Source organism: Paenibacillus sp. ISL-20 (assembly GCF_018613005.1).
Lineage (GTDB): Bacteria > Bacillota > Bacilli > Paenibacillales > Paenibacillaceae > Paenibacillus_AQ.
Map to the genome: position 1 here is coordinate 123,511 of NZ_JAGGRD010000003.1, position 19,317 is coordinate 142,827.

16 protein-coding genes and 1 pseudogene are annotated in these 19,317 nt (G+C 42.8%); 13 read left to right on the top strand and 4 right to left on the bottom strand.

Going from position 1 to position 19,317, the window contains the following annotated elements:
• Nucleotides 1-8: 8 nt before the first annotated feature.
• From J7E85_RS03435 to J7E85_RS03445, 3 genes are read right to left on the bottom strand one after another with little or no spacing between them, the layout of a single operon-like run.
• Nucleotides 9-653: a transporter substrate-binding domain-containing protein gene (locus tag J7E85_RS03435; protein ID WP_353049458.1), complete on the bottom strand. Its 645-nt coding sequence runs from the start codon at nucleotides 651-653 to the stop codon at nucleotides 9-11.
• A 12-nt stretch (nucleotides 654-665) separates the two neighbouring features.
• On the bottom strand, nucleotides 666-914 hold the full coding sequence (locus tag J7E85_RS03440; protein WP_215154993.1) for a hypothetical protein: 249 nt from the start codon (nucleotides 912-914) through the stop codon (nucleotides 666-668).
• Nucleotides 915-966: 52 nt separating this feature from the next.
• On the bottom strand, nucleotides 967-2,154 hold the full coding sequence (locus tag J7E85_RS03445) for an acyl-CoA dehydrogenase family protein (RefSeq protein WP_215154995.1): 1,188 nt from the start codon (nucleotides 2,152-2,154) through the stop codon (nucleotides 967-969).
• A 254-nt stretch (nucleotides 2,155-2,408) separates the two neighbouring features.
• Here J7E85_RS03445 and J7E85_RS03450 point away from each other — a divergent pair, with 254 nt between their 5' ends.
• From J7E85_RS03450 to J7E85_RS03460, 3 genes are all read left to right on the top strand, one after another.
• Nucleotides 2,409-3,287: an AraC family transcriptional regulator gene (locus tag J7E85_RS03450; RefSeq protein WP_215154997.1), complete on the top strand. Its 879-nt coding sequence runs from the start codon at nucleotides 2,409-2,411 to the stop codon at nucleotides 3,285-3,287.
• Nucleotides 3,288-3,675: 388 nt separating this feature from the next.
• Entirely contained in the window at nucleotides 3,676-4,884 is a 1,209-nt protein-coding gene (locus J7E85_RS03455) for an MFS transporter (RefSeq protein WP_215154999.1), read from the top strand.
• 18 nt (nucleotides 4,885-4,902) lie between these two features.
• Nucleotides 4,903-5,859, top strand: coding sequence for a TIGR03571 family LLM class oxidoreductase (locus tag J7E85_RS03460; RefSeq protein ID WP_251035425.1), 957 nt, complete (start codon nucleotides 4,903-4,905; stop codon nucleotides 5,857-5,859).
• A 137-nt stretch (nucleotides 5,860-5,996) separates the two neighbouring features.
• On the opposite strand, the gene J7E85_RS03465 is transcribed toward J7E85_RS03460, so the two are convergent.
• Entirely contained in the window at nucleotides 5,997-6,944 is a 948-nt protein-coding gene (locus tag J7E85_RS03465; RefSeq protein WP_215155001.1) for an NADP-dependent oxidoreductase, read from the bottom strand.
• An 853-nt stretch (nucleotides 6,945-7,797) separates the two neighbouring features.
• On the opposite strand from J7E85_RS03465, the gene J7E85_RS03470 reads away from it, so the two are divergent.
• The 10 genes and pseudogenes from J7E85_RS03470 (at nucleotide 7,798) to J7E85_RS03515 (ending at nucleotide 19,215) form a co-directional block, all read left to right on the top strand.
• Nucleotides 7,798-8,091, top strand: coding sequence for a putative quinol monooxygenase (locus J7E85_RS03470; RefSeq protein WP_215155003.1), 294 nt, complete (start codon nucleotides 7,798-7,800; stop codon nucleotides 8,089-8,091).
• Between the two features lie 165 nt (nucleotides 8,092-8,256).
• A complete protein-coding gene (locus J7E85_RS03475; RefSeq protein ID WP_215155005.1) occupies nucleotides 8,257-9,450 on the top strand; it encodes an MFS transporter in 1,194 nt (397 codons plus the stop codon).
• Entirely contained in the window at nucleotides 9,451-9,909 is a 459-nt protein-coding gene (locus J7E85_RS03480; RefSeq protein WP_215155007.1) for a heme-binding protein, read from the top strand. It begins immediately after the preceding gene.
• A 578-nt stretch (nucleotides 9,910-10,487) separates the two neighbouring features.
• Nucleotides 10,488-11,222, top strand: coding sequence for an IclR family transcriptional regulator (locus J7E85_RS03485; RefSeq protein WP_215155009.1), 735 nt, complete (start codon nucleotides 10,488-10,490; stop codon nucleotides 11,220-11,222).
• Nucleotides 11,223-11,593: 371 nt separating this feature from the next.
• Complete coding sequence (locus tag J7E85_RS03490; RefSeq protein WP_215155011.1) at nucleotides 11,594-12,049, top strand: heme-binding protein; 456 nt, start codon at nucleotides 11,594-11,596, stop codon at nucleotides 12,047-12,049.
• A gap of 155 nt (nucleotides 12,050-12,204) precedes the next feature.
• Nucleotides 12,205-13,554, top strand: a pseudogene (locus tag J7E85_RS03495) (GntP family permease).
• 157 nt (nucleotides 13,555-13,711) lie between these two features.
• The gene (locus J7E85_RS03500) at nucleotides 13,712-14,923 is read left to right on the top strand and encodes a multidrug effflux MFS transporter (protein WP_215155017.1); all 1,212 of its coding nucleotides are present in this window, start codon (nucleotides 13,712-13,714) and stop codon (nucleotides 14,921-14,923) included.
• 496 nt (nucleotides 14,924-15,419) lie between these two features.
• Nucleotides 15,420-16,892 carry a spore germination protein gene (locus J7E85_RS03505; protein ID WP_215155019.1) on the top strand — a complete coding sequence of 491 codons (1,473 nt, stop codon included), beginning with the start codon at nucleotides 15,420-15,422 and terminating at the stop codon, nucleotides 16,890-16,892.
• Nucleotides 16,889-18,121 (top strand): Ger(x)C family spore germination protein, encoded by a 1,233-nt coding sequence (locus J7E85_RS03510; protein ID WP_215155021.1) that lies wholly within the window; start codon nucleotides 16,889-16,891, stop codon nucleotides 18,119-18,121. Before J7E85_RS03505 ends, J7E85_RS03510 begins: the two co-directional genes overlap by 4 nt.
• The gene (locus J7E85_RS03515) at nucleotides 18,118-19,215 is read left to right on the top strand and encodes a GerAB/ArcD/ProY family transporter (RefSeq protein ID WP_215155022.1); all 1,098 of its coding nucleotides are present in this window, start codon (nucleotides 18,118-18,120) and stop codon (nucleotides 19,213-19,215) included. Before J7E85_RS03510 ends, J7E85_RS03515 begins: the two co-directional genes overlap by 4 nt.
• The last annotated feature ends 102 nt before the right edge of the window (nucleotides 19,216-19,317 follow it).

The window sequence follows — 19,317 nt, forward strand, 5'->3', positions numbered from 1 at the left end:
CTACCTCGTTATTCGCTAAGTAAACTGAAAGTATCCTCCCCAACAAATTTCATCAGCAGCTCCTTCGTCTTACCATCTGCTTTCAATTGTTTAATGACCGTATCGTAAGCATCCGCCAATTCCTGTTGATTCTTATTGAATAAAGGCCAAGTTTTGGTTGCTGTAAACGTAGTCCAAGCCAATTGATCAGCTAAGTTGTGATACGCTCCATCCTCTGCCACTATAAGCGAATCATAGACAGGTTTAATAACAAGCCACGCATCGTATTTCTCTTCAGCGACCAATAAGATTCCATCCTGTACTGAAAAGGATTCAGACGCTTCTATTGTTATCTGTTTGTCTGGATTAGCCTTGTTATAGGTCTGCACAATCGCATACTGGGCGTCCTGCGGCGCAATAGGCAAAAGTTTTTTATTCAACTTGGCGATATCTGATAAATCGTGAACGTTCCCTTCATCTTCTTTGCGAATAATTAGGCCAGACATGCTTGCTCCCAAATACTCTTTTGGATAAAGATATTTCTCAGCTCTTGCCTCCGTAAAAAACACATTTTTTAATCCAACATGGTATTTACCCCTTTCAACCCCGATCAACAAATCGTCATCTGTTGTAGGGATAAACTCAAATTCGTATTCAGGAAGTAGCTCATCAATAAGCTTGAATACTTACACATCATAGCCGGTGGCTTTCCCACTTTCGTCTACATAGGTGATGGGTCTTCCCGCTTGTGCGTAGGCTACCTTTATTTTTTCTACCCTTGACGTTTCTGCTTTACTTTCTCCTTTAATATCTACAGCAGCATCGACAGCTTTACTATTTGTCGTATTGCTTCCGCACGCGGTTAGCATCATCATTATAAAAATTGAGACAAAAAGCAGAGTAGTGATAAAGCTCCTTCTCTTAATTACTTTCATAGTTTAATTCTCCTTATCTCCAATATGAATTTAAATTGACATGCAATGTATTTCACTCATTTATATCCTCAATAGCACGAGCAGCCAGCATTTCAAGTGTGTGGTCCTCTGCCATAGGGTTATGAAGTCCAAATCGAACATCACGATACAATCTCTGTAAAAGATGGTCTTGTGCTAAACTATGTACACCGACCACCCGCATCGCCTTATCCACTACCGATAGGGCGTTCTGTATAACAAAAACTTTAACTGCAGCAATGTCTGGACTAACAAAGCGACGTTCTTCTGGACTGAATTCCGTTTGTCTATCCCAACGGTCGGCTACGCTATACAGGTAGTGTCTAGCCGCAGATAATTCCAGCTCAATCTGGCCTATTTTCTGCCGGATATGTGGGAGTTGAATAATCGGATGATTAAGGCTGTTTGGCTGATATCGAGAAGCAAAGGAGACCGCTTCCTTGCTCGCGGCAATCGCGATCCCTAAATAACAGGCAGGAATATGCAGTAGTGTAAAGTTAAGAGGCCCCTTAGGCTTACCTGGTATTCCCTTAATAACCCTTGCACTGGCCGGAAGACGAACATCATCCAGCACTAAGTCATGGCTTGCCGTTCCCCTCATACCGATCATGTTCCAGGTAGGGTCAATCCGAACACCTTCCGTATTTATTGGGATAAGAAAATCCGATATACTACCGGTTTCTTCATCCGATGCCGATACAATCACATAACTTAATGCGGTTGATAGCGAAGTGAATGCTTTTCTTCCGTTAAGTACGAACCCCTCTCCTGCCTGCTCAGCAGTCGTCTGTGGTTTGCCTCCTCTGGTCGGGCTGCCTGTTGCGGCTTCGGAATCTGCCCGATTAATAAGTGCCCCGCACTCGACTACAGATCGGCATAGCTCTCTGAAGGTATTTGGACCCCATAGCTGATTGTATGAGAGATCATGCATTGTAATCTGATGCCAACCTATTGCAAGTGCAGCGGCCGCATCCACCTGAGCAATCCTCTCCTGATATAGTAAAATCTCCCTGAGCGAGGCTCCCTGCCCGCCAAATTCTTTTGGAACAGCGTTGGTGTGATAGCCCGCTTTCTTTAGATCATCAATCAGATCGATATTCAATTGATTGGTATCATCCGATTTTTTTGCCCCAGCCGCATGACGATCAGCAATCGCGCCGATAGCCTCTAGCCTGTGAACTTCTTCTTCTGTTGTTGCAAACCAATGCTGCAATGTAGGCAAGTAATATTCCTCCTTTTAATCGATTCTTCTATTCTTTATACTATGATTAAACTTATCGGATTTAATGAATTTATGTTAACAACGCAGCTCCTTTGTAGTCCATGTCATTATGTGATCAATTATTTTAACGAAAAACAGCTAGCTGTCTTTGTGCCTAGCCTTCACATTTTCGAACATGTCAAAATGTAAACCAGTTCTTATTTATTCTCCAAACTAGATTATTGGCTTAATACGTGGAAAGGAAGGACTGTGCGATGTCAAATAGAGATGGGCTCCCTATTCCCCCAAAAAATTACTACTTCAAAATAACGGAGTTTGAACAATCCAGTGCTGTCTGGCCTGTAAGCATGGGGAAGGATGAGTCAAAAGCTAATTCACAGATTGGACCCAAAATTGTTCCCTATTATTACATGATTTTTGTCCTTGAGGGACAAGGTGAATTCATTTACAAGCAAAAGAAATTTGCCCTTCGCAAGTCCGACATGTTCTGTTTATTTCCGCAAATTGTTCACGAATATCACGTCGACAAAGACCATCCTCTTCAGAAGGTATGGATTGCTTTTGAGGGCCCTCAGGCGCTTCGGATACTGGAACAAATGGGGATCAAATCCTGTACACCTTATATCGAAAATGCCCTCCGTGACGATGTATTGAACCATATTCAGAGCTTGTTTGAACTTGCGAATCAAGCGGACCAGAGCGACTTCGATTTATCACGTTTGATTGTTTTCCACAAAATTATTGAGGAACTCTCCGCTCGCACCTCGGATGCTTCACGTAATATCGTTTGTTCCGATTACTGGCTGCATCTCGGAAGGGAATACATGCAGAGGCACTATATGGACCACTTGAACGTGGAGCAAATTGCAGACTATCTTCATGTAACCCGAGCGCATTTCACTCGGAGATTTCATCAGGAATTTGGTGTCCCTCCTGCGAAGTATTTGCAACAGCTAAAAATCAAAGAAGCAAAGCGGCTGCTCGAGCATACCAATCACAATCTTTCCATTATTGCGCAATCCATCGGGTATTTGGATACATTCACTTTTTCAAAAATGTTTAAGAAAATTGCAGGAATCCCTCCACGTGATTATCGCCTTTTAAAAAAAGCGGAAGGCATTGAAAACCCATAAGGTGCAAATGAATACCTTATGCTGGCGCAAATGACATACTGAATAGATTAAGTAAAAATGAAAGCCATCCCACATCGAAATTTCGACACCTGGGATGGCTTTTAACATTAAAAAGAACTCAGATTCAAGACTGCCACTAGGCCCCGTTAGCAAAGAGAGTACTTCCCTTACTGATTGAATTGACATACAAGGACTAAAAGAAATAGTTCCTGCTAACGAGTTCTTGCATGTGTTAATGCTCGATGTATCTCACCAAGCTGAAGGTACTTTTCGGTGCCTATATCACTAAAAAGTACGTACTTATCAATAACATACTTGTGGCATTACAATAGCACTCATGAACAGAGAGTAAAGTTTAGATCTGTTTAAAAAAAACTAGGAGGAAAACATGAGTCATACTAATGCAAATTCAGATTCTCAACGTAATGCGGTACAAAAGAGAGGTGCATTGGCGCTACTCGCCCTTGCAATTAGTGCTTTCGGTATTGGAACAACCGAGTTTGTTCCTGTTGGATTACTTGCATCCATCGCCGAAGATTTAAATATCAGTATCACATTAGTTGGCCTTTTAATTTCAGGTTATGCTATCGGAGTTGCGGTAGGAGCACCTATCCTTACCGCGCTCACCAATCGCATGAGCCGCAAATCTTTGCTTATGGCGCTGATGGTTGTTTTCATTATCGGAAATGTAGTCGCCGCAATTTCACCGTCATTTGAGATACTACTTGTGGCGCGTTTCATAACAGCTTTTTCTCATGGCGTATTTTTCTCTATAGGTGCAACCATCGCTGTTCAATTAGTATCCCCAGAAAAGAAGGGCAGTGCCATTGCCCTGATGTTCACAGGGCTTACTATCGCAATCGTTACCGGTGTTCCTCTAGGTACATTTATTGGACAGGCTTTTGGATGGAGAGCGACTTTTTGGGGTGTTGCCTTATTAGGGATTATTGCTATCATTTCCAGCGCAGTTCTTATCCCTAAAAACCTAAAACAATCTCCACCGGCCAAGTTCTCAGATATGATCAGACTTCTTACAAACGGCCGCTTACTGCTAGGCTTTCTTATTACAGCACTCGGCTATGGAGGAACATTTGTTGCTTTCACTTATTTAACTCCACTTCTGCACGATGTAACCGGACTAAGCAATGGTGTAATTAATTTACTTCTGATAGCCTATGGTATCGCCGTTGCATTTGGTAATTCTGTTGGTGGAAAATTGGCAAACAAAAACCCCATAAGAGCTCTATTCTGGATGTTTATTGTTCAAGCTTCCGTGCTAATACTTTTATCGTTCCTCGCTCCTTATAAGGCGGCAGGTGTAATCGGTGTGATTTTAATGGGCCTCTTTGCCTTTATGAATGTGCCTGGTCTTCAATTATACGTCGTCCAGCTCGCCGAGAAGTATGTGCCTTCGGCGGTCGATGTTGCTTCCGCAATAAATATTGCTGCATTTAACATTGGTATTGCTGTTGGCTCGATAGTCGGTGGGGTTGTTATAGACACCATTGGCCTAGTTCATACACCATGGATTGGCGCATTAATGGTTGTCATCGCGATTATACTCACAGGCATTTCTGCAAAACTTGAACGAAATTAATGTAAGGGGGAAATTAACATGTTTGAGCATCATAAGACTTACCAAAGAATGTATAGAGAAGGTGAGTTAACGCTAGGTCTCCATATTCCGCTCGAAAACTATCAGATGAATACTCCAAACATGAATAATGATCTTCAGTTAGCACTGACTGCTGAATCATACGGTTTTACCACACTATGGCTCAGAGACGTAATTCTGGAAGATCCCAATTTTGGAGATCCAGCTGTTGGCCAGATTTACGATATTCTAATTTACGCTACACATTTACTAAGTCAGACAAAAAAAATAGGAATTGGAACATCTGCGCTTGTACTTCCTCTTCGGCATCCGCTTAGACTGGCGAAAGAAGTGGCTACTATCGAAACACTATTTCCCGAAAGGCTCATTATGGGGGTCTCTTCTGGAGACAGACGAGCAGACTTTAGGGGACTTGGAGTTGATCATCCGAGCCGAGGCATTCAGTTTCAAGAAACATTATCCTTTTTAGAAGAGGTTCTTTATGATAATTATCCACTCATCGATTTACGTTATGGTCAAATTATACAGTCGACTCTCGTTCCCAAGCTAAAACAAAAAATACCTACTATGATAACGGGATTTGCACAACAAGATATCGAATGGCTTGGCCAACATGGGGATGGATGGATGTACTACCCACAGGGTCCATTCCAACAGTCAGAAGCGATAAACGCATGGCGAGAGTCAGCCGCACGTCAAAATCATACTCAATTCCGTCCATTTTCCATGCCGATGCATCTCGACTTAGCAGAAGACCCACATGAAAAGGCTACACCGATTCGTCTTGGTTTTCGAATTGGGCGTAATGAGTTGTTAGGATTGCTTGAACTCTATAAAAAAATTGGTGTAAATCACCTTTTCTTCGCTCTTTTTGATAGTCAGCGTCCGGCTGATGAAGTGATACAAGAACTAGGAGAATACGTATTGCCACACTTTCCACCTCACAAAATCGGATGAACAAAAAGCACCCGGATATACCAATACCTGGGTGCTTTTTCGATGTTTCGGCATAATTTTCAAGTTTAGGATGTTTTACATAAAGAGGTAGAGTGAGGTATTATTCAGGACCTAACCAAGATTTATGATTCATTAAGTTAATTGTTGACCAAAACTATCTTCCCTTTTGTCCTGCCACTTTGATTAGAAAGATGTGCACGCTGGACGCCCTTAACCGACAGAGGATACATTTCGCTAACGATCGGTTTGAGTTTACCCATTTGTACCAACTGAGCAATATGATTAAGGTTGGCAGCATCCGGCCGAGTAAATACATACTCAATTTTCAATTTCTTCTCATCGGACAAGGTCGATATAGGCCTGGGATCATCTGGTCCGCCAAAAATAGTAGCCAACTTCCCATATGGTTTTAACCAAGCTATCGCATCCATATAAGCTTTTCCACCTAATGTATCCAGAACAAAATCGAAACAGTCATGGTATGGAATCGTCGGACGATCATATGAAATTACCTCATCCGCACCTAATGCGCGTACGAAGTCTACATTTGACGAACTTGTTGTTGTCGTCACGTGAGCACCTAATGCTTTTGCGATCTGGATTGCTGTCGTGCCGATTCCACCGCTGCCTCCTAACAAGAGAACCTTTTGTCCTTCAATGACTTGACCAAATTCCACTAACGCTTGCAAAGCCGTCAGAGATACAAGAGGTAAAGCAGCCGCTTCGGCATATGACAATCCCTCAGGCATCAAAGAAACGTAGCATGCCGGCACAATTATTTGGTTCGCATATGTACCTTGTTTCTCAATTTCCGGCCTGAAGTAAACATCATCTCCAACTCGAAGTGTACTTACTTTTTCCCCCACTTCAATAATTTTTCCGGCCCCATCCCACCCTAAAATCAAAGGAAAATCATATGAGAAGCTCCGTTGCAACCAGCCTTCGCGTATCTTCCAGTCCACAGGATTAACACCGCTGGCCCGAATAGCAACCCGAACTTCATCCGGTCTTAGTTTATGATCTGGAACTTCAACAATCTTTAGTTTTGAAATATCTCCGTATTCTTCGATTCCAATTCCCTTCACACGATAACACTCCCTAGTCACGATCATGAGGTTGAAGATAAGATTTTACTGTCCTGTCTTATTAAACATCTTTGTTTCTCCACCTCTGTCTGATAAGTAATCATTCGAAAACCGGAGTAATTGTATAATCAATATTCTCACTTTGTTAAGTACGTACTTTTTTGTTCTATAGTTCCTTTTAAGTGCCTATCCATTTGGATGGAATTGACTGAAAAGACTCATCAAATATAGAAAGAAACTTAAATGCGTTTCTTTATTAGAAACTTTCTAACTTCTTTTGAAATTCTATTTTGTTTTACCTATGATGAGGCCATACTGCCTACATTTTTCATCATCTCTGCAACAAAACAATACCTCGTTAGGAGTGATTCATTATGAACGATTGAATATTTGGTATGAGTACTGTGCCATTCCGGAATAATGTGAAGATGCCACGATGTTAGGACTGATTAATAACGTGCTACAACACAGAAAACCTCTGTTTCTGTTCATATCGAAAAGAAACCCAATTTCCCTCTTCTCTTATCCATTCGTAGGAGGTGCTAAAGAGATGCTCAACTGGCTATATAAAAAAAACAGATAGTTGACCATGATACAACATACCCCCTAAAAATATGTATCATCCTTTTCAATCCAAACAATTGGAGGAACACAGTGCATAAAAAATATCGGATTAGTCGGTTCCCTTATGGTCGTTTGCTTATCTGGTTCATATAAACATCATCAATATCCCCTGCGCCCCAAGCGTACTTGTTTAGTATCTGCATATAACTTGAGCGAAGGGAAATAATAATTCCCATTACTAATTAATGGAACCATTAGCTTAACTAAATTTTATGAAGAGGTGTACTTTATGAGTGTCATTACAATTTGTGCAATTCTAAAAGCAATACCAGGACATGAAAATCATCTACGCGAAGAATTACTTAAACTTATTGAACCGTCGCGCGCAGAAAAAGGCTGCATGGAGTATAAGCTCCATCAATCGCTCGAAGAGAAAGGTACATTTGTCTTTTATGAATCGTGGGTTGATGAAAATTCTATAATTTTACATGTAAACACAGAGCATTTTCTAACATACCGAAAAAATATCGAAACAATAATCGATACTGAGGTCGTGTATCATTTGCAGAATATGGAATCATAATTGCAAAACACTTATTTCAGAGTGTTTTATTGTTTTATTTAAGACATTCGTTCCTCATGTTGGCATTATGCCCTCTTCAAAGTTTCAATTATAGAAACTTATTCTCTTTATTTGAACTTTGTTGATTTCTCACTTAATATTAGCCTACATAAAGGAGGTGAAAGTATGAATTCAAAAATCTTCATTGCTCTAATGTCACTTGCGCTAAGTGCTTTTGCCATTGGAACGACGGAATTTGTTATTGTTGGGATTCTGCAAGAAGTAGCCACAGATCTTGGCATATCGGTAACGCAAGCTGGGACACTGGTGTCTGGGTATGCAGTGGCTCTTGCTATTGGAACCCCGATCATTGTTGTTCTAACCGGGAAATTGCCTAAAAAAGGATACTTGGTGTTCCTCATGATCGTGTTTACTGCAGGGAATGCTCTAGCAGCTGTAGCTTCTACCTATTCTATCTTGCTCTTGTCTAGAATCATTACAGCTGTTGCTCATGGTGTATTTTTCGCAGTTGCAGCTACAGTGGCCGCAGATATGGTCCCGGCTAACAAAAAAGGTACCGCCATCTCCATCATGTTCACCGGGTTAACCGTAGCGACCATTCTTGGAGTTCCCCTTGGAACCTATATCGGACAGCAATTTGGTTGGCGGATGTCATTTGCTGTAGTCGCTGTATTAGGCTTAGTAGCTTTGTTGGTCAGTCTTGTAGCCGTTGAAAAAATCCCGCGTTCGATGCACTCACCGAGCTTGAGGGATGTTGGAAGTTTGATAGCCAACCCTCGGATCATCTCTGCTCTGCTAATGACGGTACTGGGTTTCGGCGGAACTTTCGCCTTGTTTACGTATATCTCTCCTATCCTTGAAGAGATAAGCGGGTACTCTGCTTCGTCTATTTCATGGCTGCTGCTGGTTTACGGTGTTGCAGTGGCGATTGGGAATATTATCGGGGGAAAATTAGCAAATGGGCATCCTGTAAAGACGCTTCGATTCGTATTCCTGTTTCAGGGCATTGCCCTGCTATTGCAAATTTGGCTATTGCCCAACAAGTCCCTCACCATTTTGTCCCTCATTTTAATGGGCTTGTTCGCATTTATGATGTCTTCTGGAGTACAGGCTTACATTCTAATGCTTGCAGAAAAGCTGGTACCATCTGCTAAGGATGTCGCTTCTGCATTAAATATATCTGCATTTAATATTGGGATAGCAGCTGGTTCAACATTGGGTGCGCTTGCGGTAGACCATTTGCAAATTATGGACACGGCTTGGATCGGTGCAATTATGGCGGGATTCGCCTTTTTACTGGCAGCTATAAATTACAGAATGGATAAGAAACAAAAACTTTTTGTTGAGGAGAGAGGATAAATGGATTTGAATACACTAGACCTTTTGGAGAAAGAATTGGAATTCACAAGTTTTAGCCATCAAGATGCACTTACTATTGGCAATCTAATCGTGCAGTATGCCCAAGAAAACAATGTTGCAGTGGCCGTGCATATTGAACGTAACCGAGTTCCTGTGTTTACGCATTTGATGGATGGCACTTCGGAAGAGAACTACGTATGGTTGTTCCGCAAAAAACGGGTTGTCGATCACTATAACCGCAGTTCTGCCTACATTGAGGAGCGCTTTATCCAAAGTGGTGCTTCTCATGCAGAACATTCTCTGCTTTCAACTGCAGAGTATCAAGCGGTGGGCGGTTCTATTCCCATTCGTGTTAAAGGTGTTGGCGTAGTGGGATCTGTTACGGTCGGTGGATTAACCGGCGAGTTGGATCATGCTTATGCAGTTGAGGGCATCCGTCTGTTTCTGAAAGGCAAATGAGTGGTCGTGGCTAAGCCATAGCCACTTTAAAATAGATAAGAGGGTTGGGCGAAAAGCCCTTACCCTCTTTTTTTCTTTTCATACTCGCTCCATTTAGTTCTTTTCAATGTAACAAAATTACGACTAATCAGTGCATTAATGAGCAGGTATCTCCAAGTCGAAAATGCGTGAAGATGTTCAGCATCAGACCTTATGTGGACAAATAATCCGATAAAATCAATGATTAATCAAAATATATCCTTCTCCAAAGAGGTCTTATTCGGGGAAGGAATGGTAAATTGGTATAGAAACTGAAACAGGATAATTTTCAGTGGTTACTGATCTTGTTCTTATCCAAGAACAATCCTTCAACAATAAACAAATTCATTGTAATCAAGGAAGGTCCTCTTGCCAAAAACCGAGCCTGTACAATTTCACTTTATACAAGCTAAAATGGAAAATGCAAAGGTTTTTATTTAATATGTCAATAATTAAATTGAAATATATTTGATTGTCGTTAAGAAGTATGCCTCCAGCAAACCTGGAATCAAAATGATAATCCTGAAGGCAACATTAATAAAATGCTTAGAGGTGAATCAATGGATCAATATGAGGTTTCAACCCTAAAAAAAGGACTGCTCATTCTTGACGCGTTGCAGCAAGGTGAACCCATGAGACTGACTGAGATCATGCACCGGTTTAACCTTAACAAATCTACAACCTTTCGTCTGCTATATACGCTGGAAATGACAGGTTTTATTCAAAAAGAAGGTCATACGTACAAAGCCTCTGAATTAAAGGGGCACCATTCATCGTCTGCTAACACTCGGCTTAATTGGCTAGTCGTTCCATCCCTGCATCAATTAGCACAGGAACTTGGCGAAACCGCATATATCGGGATTTTAGATGGAATGAAAGTCATGACAGTACAAGTGGTGGAGGGCAATCATGCCATCCGTAGCCATACACGTGTAGGTGATTCCGCTTATGCCCATCTAAGTGCCTTTGGGAAAGTTATCCTGGCACACCTAAGTGATGAACAACTAAAAAAAATGCTTATACACCTTACCCAGCACAAAGCAACAAAGCATACCTTTGACGACAACCATTTATTAAAAGAGCATCTAAACGTAATCCAACAACAAGGATACGCCATTGATGATGAAGAAACAGAAGTGGGTTTACGCTGTGTTGCTGCACCAATATTTTATAATGGTAAAGTGATTGCAGCATTGGCTATATCCGGCCCTGCCGCACGATTAAGCCGAAAGAGAGACCGTGCGGTTAGTAAAAAATTGAAGGAATGCAGTGCACAGATTTCCGCTCTACTTTGACCTGCTCAACTCCACAAATTCAGTCCGCGCATTCATCTTATCATGGTGAGATAGCCCCCAGAGAGTACGTAGATTGAACTACATCAGTTAAACTGGTTCATGGCCTGAACTGCATATCGAATTTTTTCAGCTCAAAAAAGAGCCTCCCCTTTCACCTTTCAGGGAGGCTTTTTTGGTTTTGTGCTTAGCGACGAATAGCCTAGTTCTTTAATGGGAGGAACTCTATTCCCTTTTTATTCATACTTGCTTGTTTCTATATTAGAAACATTTAAATCACTTTTGGTTATTTCCTGTGCTTTCAGTATGCTTAAATTAAATTTTCGCTTCTTGTATCAGTATTACAATATTAACCCTTTCGGGAGTGGATCACTATGAACATTGAACAGTTGGAAACAGAACTTATCTTACCAGACTTCACAAATGATAATGCCCTGGAATTGGGACTGATTATTATTAATCATGCTAAAGCACAGAACGTTCCTGTTGGAATTTTAATCGAACGAAACAATGTCCCCATTTTCAATTTTCTAATGGATGGTACTTCTAAAGAATATATCCAATGGCTATATAGAAAAAAAATGATCGTTGATCATTACAACAAGAGCTCTGCCTTCATTGCAGCACGTTTCTCACCTAAGGAAATCGCCAGCGAAGTCAATTGGCTTATCTCCCCTTTAGAATCCCAAGTACTTGGCGGTTCACTTCCTCTGTGTATAAAAAATGTCGGTATGGTTCGTTCAATAACAGTCGCTAGCACTTCCGGCATCTTAGATCATGAATATGTCATTGAAGGGGTAAGGCAATTCATTCATCTCCACGAGGATTGATTTTCTTATGTTTTCTTGAACTACTTCGATAACCGATCATGCAACAGTCAATTTGCAGATCGTTGAAGGCAATCCTACTACTCGATGTTTTCTGGGCTCCGGATTATTAACCACTTACCAATTTTAAATGTGTAATCTTTAGGAGGAAGCAAGATATGAATTCACTATTCGGTCTCAGTCATAATGCTACCTTAATGATCTGGACTCTGCTGACGATCGTATTCCTGATCGTGCTGATTTCCAAATATAAATGGAACCCTACTGATCTCCGCTCTGATCCTTGGTCTATTGACGGGCATGCAGCCTGCGGATGTTATTACTTCAATAACCGGCGGCCTAGGGGGAACGCTTGGAACGATTGCCATCGTGATCGCCCTTGGTACCATGCTCGGGAAAATGATGGCCGAATCCGGCGGCGCCGAGCAAATCGCGACCACCCTCATTGATCGCTTCGGCGAAAAGCGCGTCCACTGGGCCATGATGATTGTCGGCTTTATCGTCGGTATTCCCGTATTTTTCGAGGTGGGCGTCATCCTGTTGATTCCTATTGTGTTTACGGTTGCACGCAAAACGAAAATGTCCCTGCTGCACATCGGCATTCCGATTTTGGCTGGATTGTCCACCGTCCACGGGCTGGTGCCTCCTCACCCCGCTCCGATGATTGCCATTGAAGCTTATGATGCGGACCTTGGCATGACGATTTTCTACTCGTTCCTGGTCGGGATCCCTGCAGCGATACTGGCCGGTCCGGTGTTCGGCAAATTCATCGGCAAACGAATCCGAACCGAACCACCCGAAGAGCTTGCCGAACAGTTTTCAAGCAAAGCAGAGCGAGGTTTGCCCGGCTTCGGCATCACTTTGTTTACCATTTTACTGCCGGTCATTCTGATGCTTATCGGTTCCGCAGCCGATATTATCGATCCGGAACCACCAGCTTTATATCCGTGTTCTGTAAATTTATCGGTCATGAAATCATTGCCTTGCTCATAGCTGCAGTCTTCTCCTTCTTCTCGCTGGGATTCGCACGCGGCTTTAATAAACATGATCTTTCCCGCTTCACCAGCGAATGTCTTGCTCCGATCGCTACGATCATTCTGATCATTGGTGCGGGCGGTGCATTCAAGCAGGTTCTGATCAACAGTGGTGTCGGCAATGCCATTGCCGAAATTGCAACCGGTGCAAATATCAATGTCATCCTGTTCGCGTGGCTTGTGGCCGCACTCATTCGGGTTGCAACCGGTTCCGCCACCGTAGCCATGACGACGGCCGCAGGAATTGTCGCTCCTGTGCTTGCTATGACGCCTGGTGCCAACGTGAAGCTTGTAGTGCTCGCTACCGGGGCAGGCTCCATCGTACTGTCTCACGTGAACGATGCCGGCTTCTGGATGGTAAAAGAATTCTTTAACATGACGGTAGCCCAGACGCTGAAATCCTGGACCGTGATGGAAACGATCCTCTCCCTGATGGGACTCGTGTTGGCTCTGGTTCTGAATGTAATTTTATAATGAAGAAATAAGACACAAGAGGGCTCCCGGAATCTGATATAGCAGTTGACCGGGTACCCTTACGTCAAAGGATAAATAGTCTTGTCTTCTTCTCTCTGGTTCATAAGTCAATTCACATTACTTTATAGATATAAAATAAGGATAGGAGTAACCGATCATGCATCAGTCAATTTACAGAAATCGTTGGAGGCTAATCCTGCTATTAGGTGCTTTCTCGGCATTAGGTCCATTAACGATCGATATGTACTTACCATCTTTCCCCGCCATTACAGAGGATTTTGGGACCAGGGCATCGTTAGTCCAACTAAGTTTAACCGCTTGTCTCATCGGTCTTGGGTTGGGACAACTTATTATGGGCCCACTTAGCGACATTCACGGACGGCGCAGGCCGATTATTATATCTCTTATTATTTATTTGGTTGCTTCATTCGTCTGTGCGATCTCACCAAACATTTATTGGTTTATTACAGCCCGATTTATTCAAGGATTTGCCGCTTCAGCGGGTATCGTAATATCCAGAGCGATTGTCCGAGATTTGTACAGTGGCGTCGAACTAACCCGTTTCTTCTCCCTCCTCATGTTGGTGAATAATTTATTCCCGCTCATCGCACCAGTAGCGGGTAGTGCTGTTATCTCATTTACAACCTGGATTGGCGTATTCATTGTGTTGGGTGTGATTGGAATCCTGCTAACCGTTCTGGCTACTGTCGGCTTAAAAGAGACGCTGCCTCCCGAGAGACGAATAGCCAGCAATTTCAATCAGCTCCTCAAAGGAATTCAAACATTGCTTGGAGATCGTCAGTTTCTCGCTTATGCGTTGTCTCAAGGCATTTTGATAGGAGGGTTATTCGCATATGTATCCGGGACACCATTTATTTACCAAAACATTTACGGGGCATCTCCTCAGATGTTCGCTATTTTGTTCGGCTTGAATGGATTAAGCCTCATCATCGGTTCCCAGCTTGTGGGCTGGTTGAATCATATCGTTTCCGAACGGCAATTTCTAGTATTCGGATTATTTCTATCAGTTGGCTCCAGCCTAACTGCTTTAGCTGTCATTTTGCTACAAGGACCTCTGTTCGCCTTGGTAGCCCCGCTGTTTTGTTTAGTCGCTTCGATCGGTATTACATCCACAGCTTCATTCTCGCTTGCCATGGAATCCCATAGTCATGTAGCAGGAAGTGCATCTGCGCTTCTGGGGCTGCTGCCGTTCCTACTCGGCGCTATCACGTCTCCGCTAGTCGGAATCGCTGGGGAATATACGGCTGTTCCAATGGGTTTGATAATCCACGTGTCCAGTTTACTGGCGATTTTGGTGTATTACGGCCTGCGCAAAAATAAAATCAATAAAAAAACAGTTGTCGGATGACAACTGTTTTTTTCGCATCATATCTCGAGCGACTCGGATTGTAACCGGTGAAAATCACTTTTTTCGCGTTGTGACCCAAGCCTTACCTTTATTATAGGAATTCTTGCCACAGCGCTAGTGGATGATGCTTTGGGTCAATTATATGGTTATAAAAAATCCTTTCTTTTTTTATTTAGTTATCAAATTGCTAAGACATATCAATCCCAAATCCCACTCATTGGACCACTCCACCCAATCACCTTGAGAATTGGTTCAAAATATTGTAGTGCTTAAGAAACTGTAATGTCTAATCTCTCCTCTTTTTTTCATTATTAGAAACTCATTCATACACCTTATTGCTATAAATTGTTTTTCATGGATATTAGAATTTTATGAAATCATTCACGATTTTGTGATACGAAACATTTTAATACTTTATCAATGAATTGAGATCTTTACTTTCTTTGAATAAAAGAACCTTACAAAGGCAAATTAAAGATGAACAGGAGGGTTGTTCATGAATTTGATGGAGAAGGTTCTTACAACGGATCTTGAAGAAAGTGAAGGTATACTACGGGATCTCCTACATAATTCGTCCGACGTCGTATTTCGGAAGCTGAAAACGGACGGCCAAATACTTCTGTTCATTTACGTTGAAGGATTAGTTGATACTAATTTAGTCGAACAAATCATTCTCAAACCATTTCTATATCAAGGTTTACAAGGCAATAACAAGGAGGATTCCCCTTTCACACAGACGCTTGGACAACTACTTCCAGTTTTAAAGATTAGCACGGCAACGACAGCTGGAGAAGTCGTCGATGGAGTTTTGAAGGGAAACGTCGCCCTCCTAGCTGAAGGAGATTCAGAAGCCATGATATCGGATTTCCAACACTATCAGCAGCGAAGTGTTGATGAGCCGGCGACTGAATCTGTCGTCCGAGGTCCTCGAGATGGCTTTACCGAATCCCTTCGAGTAAATACGAGTTTGATTCGAAGGCGACTCTGCACCCACCATTTAGTGAATAAATCCTACCAACTCGGCGAGTTCACCGGAACCAATGTCGAAATTCTCTATTTGCATGGCATTGCAAAAGATTCCATCGTGCAAGAAGTAATTCGACGCATCAGTGAAATTCGAATAGATGGGATTCTTGAATCAGGATATATCGAAGAAATGATCGAAGACACGCCATATTCTCCTTTCCCTCAAATTCAGAACACTGAACGTCCCGATGTGGTATGTGCTGCACTATTAGAAGGCAAAGTGGCAATCGTTACGGCGAATACGCCTTTCGTGCTTATTGTTCCAATGACATTCTGGTCCGGACTTCAAGCATCGGAAGATTATTATGAGCGATCTATTTTCACGACGCTCATAAGGTGGGTCAGGTACTTTATGTTCCTCATCGCCTTGGTGCTTCCGTCAATTTACGTTGCTCTTACGACATTTCATCCGCAAATCATTCCAACGGTCCTTCTAATTAGTATTGCAGCTGCAAGAGAAGGCGTACCTTTTCCTACCCTCGTGGAAGCTCTCTTGATGGAATTTATGTTCGAAGCACTTCGTGAGGCCGGCGTTAGACTGCCCAAGACAATCGGTTCTGCCGTAAGTATCGTGGGTGCCCTAGTTATCGGGCAAGCAGCTGTAGAAGCGGGCATCATCTCAGCTCCTATGGTCATCATTGTGGCAACGACGGGAATTGCGTCCTTTGGAATCCCCCGCTACAATCTCGGTACCGCTTTGCGAATTCTCCGATTCCCTATGTTGTTGCTAGCGGGATTCATAGGAATTTACGGTATTTTGATCGGGGTGTCGATAATCCTAATCCATCTATCGTGCCTACAATCATTTGGTCTCCCTTATCTTAGTCCCGTTTCACCCGAAACTTCAGCCTATGCCAAAGACCTCATCTTTCGCGCACCGAGATGGAGCATGCAGCGTCGTCCTAAAAATACGACTGGGGGTAACGGCAAGCGTATCTCATGATAGCTACTGTCTATACTTCTAAAAATAAGGTGATGACCTTGTATCGTAAATTGGGGATTATCCTGACCATGATTCTACTACTCATGACAGCGTGCTGGGATCAGAAGGAGCTTAGTAACCGGTCTATCTGGATAGGTTCTGGGTTTGACAGGATCGGAAAAGAAGATATTGTCCTGAGTGGTCAAATTCTGATACCCAGTCAACATGCTCCAAGCGGGGGGAATGGAAGTTCTCCCGACAAAGGCTATTTTGTGGTTACGGGTAAGGGTAAGAATGTCAGCGAGGCAGCAGCGGATTTACAGGGAAGACTATCCCGGGAAGTATTCCCCAGTCATCGTGGGGTAGTTTTTATTGGAGAACAGTTCACGCAGGAAGGTATCGCTGACATGCTGGATGAACATACCCGGAACCCAGAAGTCCGGTTACGTACAGATTTTTTCGTCGTTAAAGGTGGTACGGCTAAAGAGCTTCTTCAATCTGCATATCCCTTAGAGAAGATACCCGCAATTGGCGCTTCGAAGGAACTGGAGCATACGAGCGGCATAAAACAGACGACGTTAATGAGATTCTTAAGAGCAGCTAGCAGTGACGGTATTAGTCCGATTTTACCTGCGATTTCTATGGGCCTGAACAATAACGATAATCAAGATGTGACCAAGAAACAGGCATTTCGGATCAACGGAATAGCCATTTTCGATAAAAAAAAGTTGAGCTTAAAAGGTTTCATCAACCAAAAGGAAGCAATACATGTCAATTGGATTACTGGCGTGCAAAACAGCACGACGTTAACAGCGCACGTTAATCAAAATCAAGATAGAGTCAGTCTACATCTGTCTCGAATAGGACGTAGAATTGGGCTGGACAACAAAAGTGGAAAACTGGTCTTTCATGTCCAGTTGACCGGCAAAGGCATCATTCACGAGAACCAAAGCCAGTTGGATCTTCGCAATCCCGCCAACGTTAAATTAGTCAAGGAAGCGCTGGAGTCGGAAGCTGCCAAGGAAGTAAAAGAGACCATCGTCAAAATGCAGAAGATATATCACGAGGATATTTTCGGGTTTGGTGAGGTTTTGCACCGAAAAAACCCCTCTGCATGGAAAAAAGTAAAAAACAATTGGAACTCCCATTTCGCAGAAGCAGAATTCAACGTGAAAGCTGACTTTACGGTAACCCAAATAGGGCTTACAGGTCCTGGGTTGCATTTGAGAGAGGAGGAAACGATACCATGAACACGATCAAAATTTCGAACAATCAAGTGTTTTGGATAACGCTTTCCGTCATGTCAATGACATTGTTCTCGACGCAATCACTGGTCATCCAAACGTCAAAGCAAGATGCTTGGATGTCTTTCCTGATCGGAGGCGCAATCGCCTGCGGAATCACTCTCCTATCCCGCGCCTTATCCCTCCTGTATCCTGAACAGACACTGGGCGAATTCAGTAGGACGATTCTAGGCCGCTTTCTTGGAAAAGTGGTGGTCGTTCCCTTTTTAGTAGCGTGGATACTTATTTCAAGCACACTTCTTCGCCGTTTCTCTGATTTTTTCCAAATGATCTTGTTTGATCGAACGCCTACAAGCGTACTAATGCTACTCATGATGGCCATTGTGGTAATGTTGGTCAGTACTGGGGGGATCGAATCGATTGGGCGCTGTAGCCAATTGTTAGGCCCCCTCATTTTGGCGATCATCGTTGCGGTCGCCTGCCTGAGCTATAACAATTTCGAATTTGAACAGATTCTGCCCGTTTTCACAGATTCCGGAGTCGAAGCACTTCTTCGAGGAAGCCTAGCACCCGTGACGGTTCTGGGAGACACCGTATTCCTGCTCATGGTGACCAAGTTCATGGAGAATCCCCGTCAAGGAACAAAAAGCGCCGTATTGGGCGTTGCGGTCGGTTCGGTCATTTCCTCCATGCTGACCTTGATGACTCTATCCATCTTTGGATCCGGGTTATCCTCAAAGATGCTGTTTCCAACATTTGAAATGATGCGATTCGTCTCACTTATGGAATTCATACAAAACATCGAAATTTTTTCTTCGGTTGTTTGGTTCTTCAGCGTGTTTATTAAACTGAGCCTTTATTTATTCGCAGCATCTTATGGGATGTCCCAATGGTTAGGCTTGAAACGTTGGACTCTGTCCATCTGGGCAATTGCCCCGATGGTGTACCTTATTGCATGGAAACTTCCCCAAGAAAGTTTATCCGATGCGCAAAATCAGCTTGAACTGGGAATTCATTACTTGATTCCAATTGTACTCATCGGACTCCCATTGATGTTGTGGACGATTGGCATTATGCGTAAACGGCAATCTAGTCTGTGATTACCTTTTTTGGAAAGTAATTTTGATTAGTTTAGCATTGATTTAGCTCTGCAAGATATGTGCTCCAAGATTCTTATTTTTGTATTATAAGAAAAAAGAATC

Bases quoted from the DNA above. Each gene is read 5' to 3' on its own strand.
- J7E85_RS03440 (WP_215154993.1), bottom strand. From the start codon at position 914: ATGAAAGTAATTAAGAGAAGGAGCTTTATCACTACTCTGCTTTTTGTC.
- J7E85_RS03450 (WP_215154997.1), top strand. From the start codon at position 2,409: ATGTCAAATAGAGATGGGCTCCCTATTCCCCCAAAAAATTACTACTTC.
- J7E85_RS03455 (WP_215154999.1), top strand. From the start codon at position 3,676: ATGAGTCATACTAATGCAAATTCAGATTCTCAACGTAATGCGGTACAA.
- J7E85_RS03460 (WP_251035425.1), top strand. From the start codon at position 4,903: ATGTTTGAGCATCATAAGACTTACCAAAGAATGTATAGAGAAGGTGAG.
- J7E85_RS03470 (WP_215155003.1), top strand. From the start codon at position 7,798: ATGAGTGTCATTACAATTTGTGCAATTCTAAAAGCAATACCAGGACAT.
- J7E85_RS03475 (WP_215155005.1), top strand. From the start codon at position 8,257: ATGAATTCAAAAATCTTCATTGCTCTAATGTCACTTGCGCTAAGTGCT.
- J7E85_RS03480 (WP_215155007.1), top strand. From the start codon at position 9,451: ATGGATTTGAATACACTAGACCTTTTGGAGAAAGAATTGGAATTCACA.
- J7E85_RS03485 (WP_215155009.1), top strand. From the start codon at position 10,488: ATGGATCAATATGAGGTTTCAACCCTAAAAAAAGGACTGCTCATTCTT.
- J7E85_RS03490 (WP_215155011.1), top strand. From the start codon at position 11,594: ATGAACATTGAACAGTTGGAAACAGAACTTATCTTACCAGACTTCACA.
- J7E85_RS03500 (WP_215155017.1), top strand. From the start codon at position 13,712: ATGCATCAGTCAATTTACAGAAATCGTTGGAGGCTAATCCTGCTATTA.
- J7E85_RS03505 (WP_215155019.1), top strand. From the start codon at position 15,420: ATGAATTTGATGGAGAAGGTTCTTACAACGGATCTTGAAGAAAGTGAA.
- J7E85_RS03510 (WP_215155021.1), top strand. From the start codon at position 16,889: ATGATAGCTACTGTCTATACTTCTAAAAATAAGGTGATGACCTTGTAT.
- J7E85_RS03515 (WP_215155022.1), top strand. From the start codon at position 18,118: ATGAACACGATCAAAATTTCGAACAATCAAGTGTTTTGGATAACGCTT.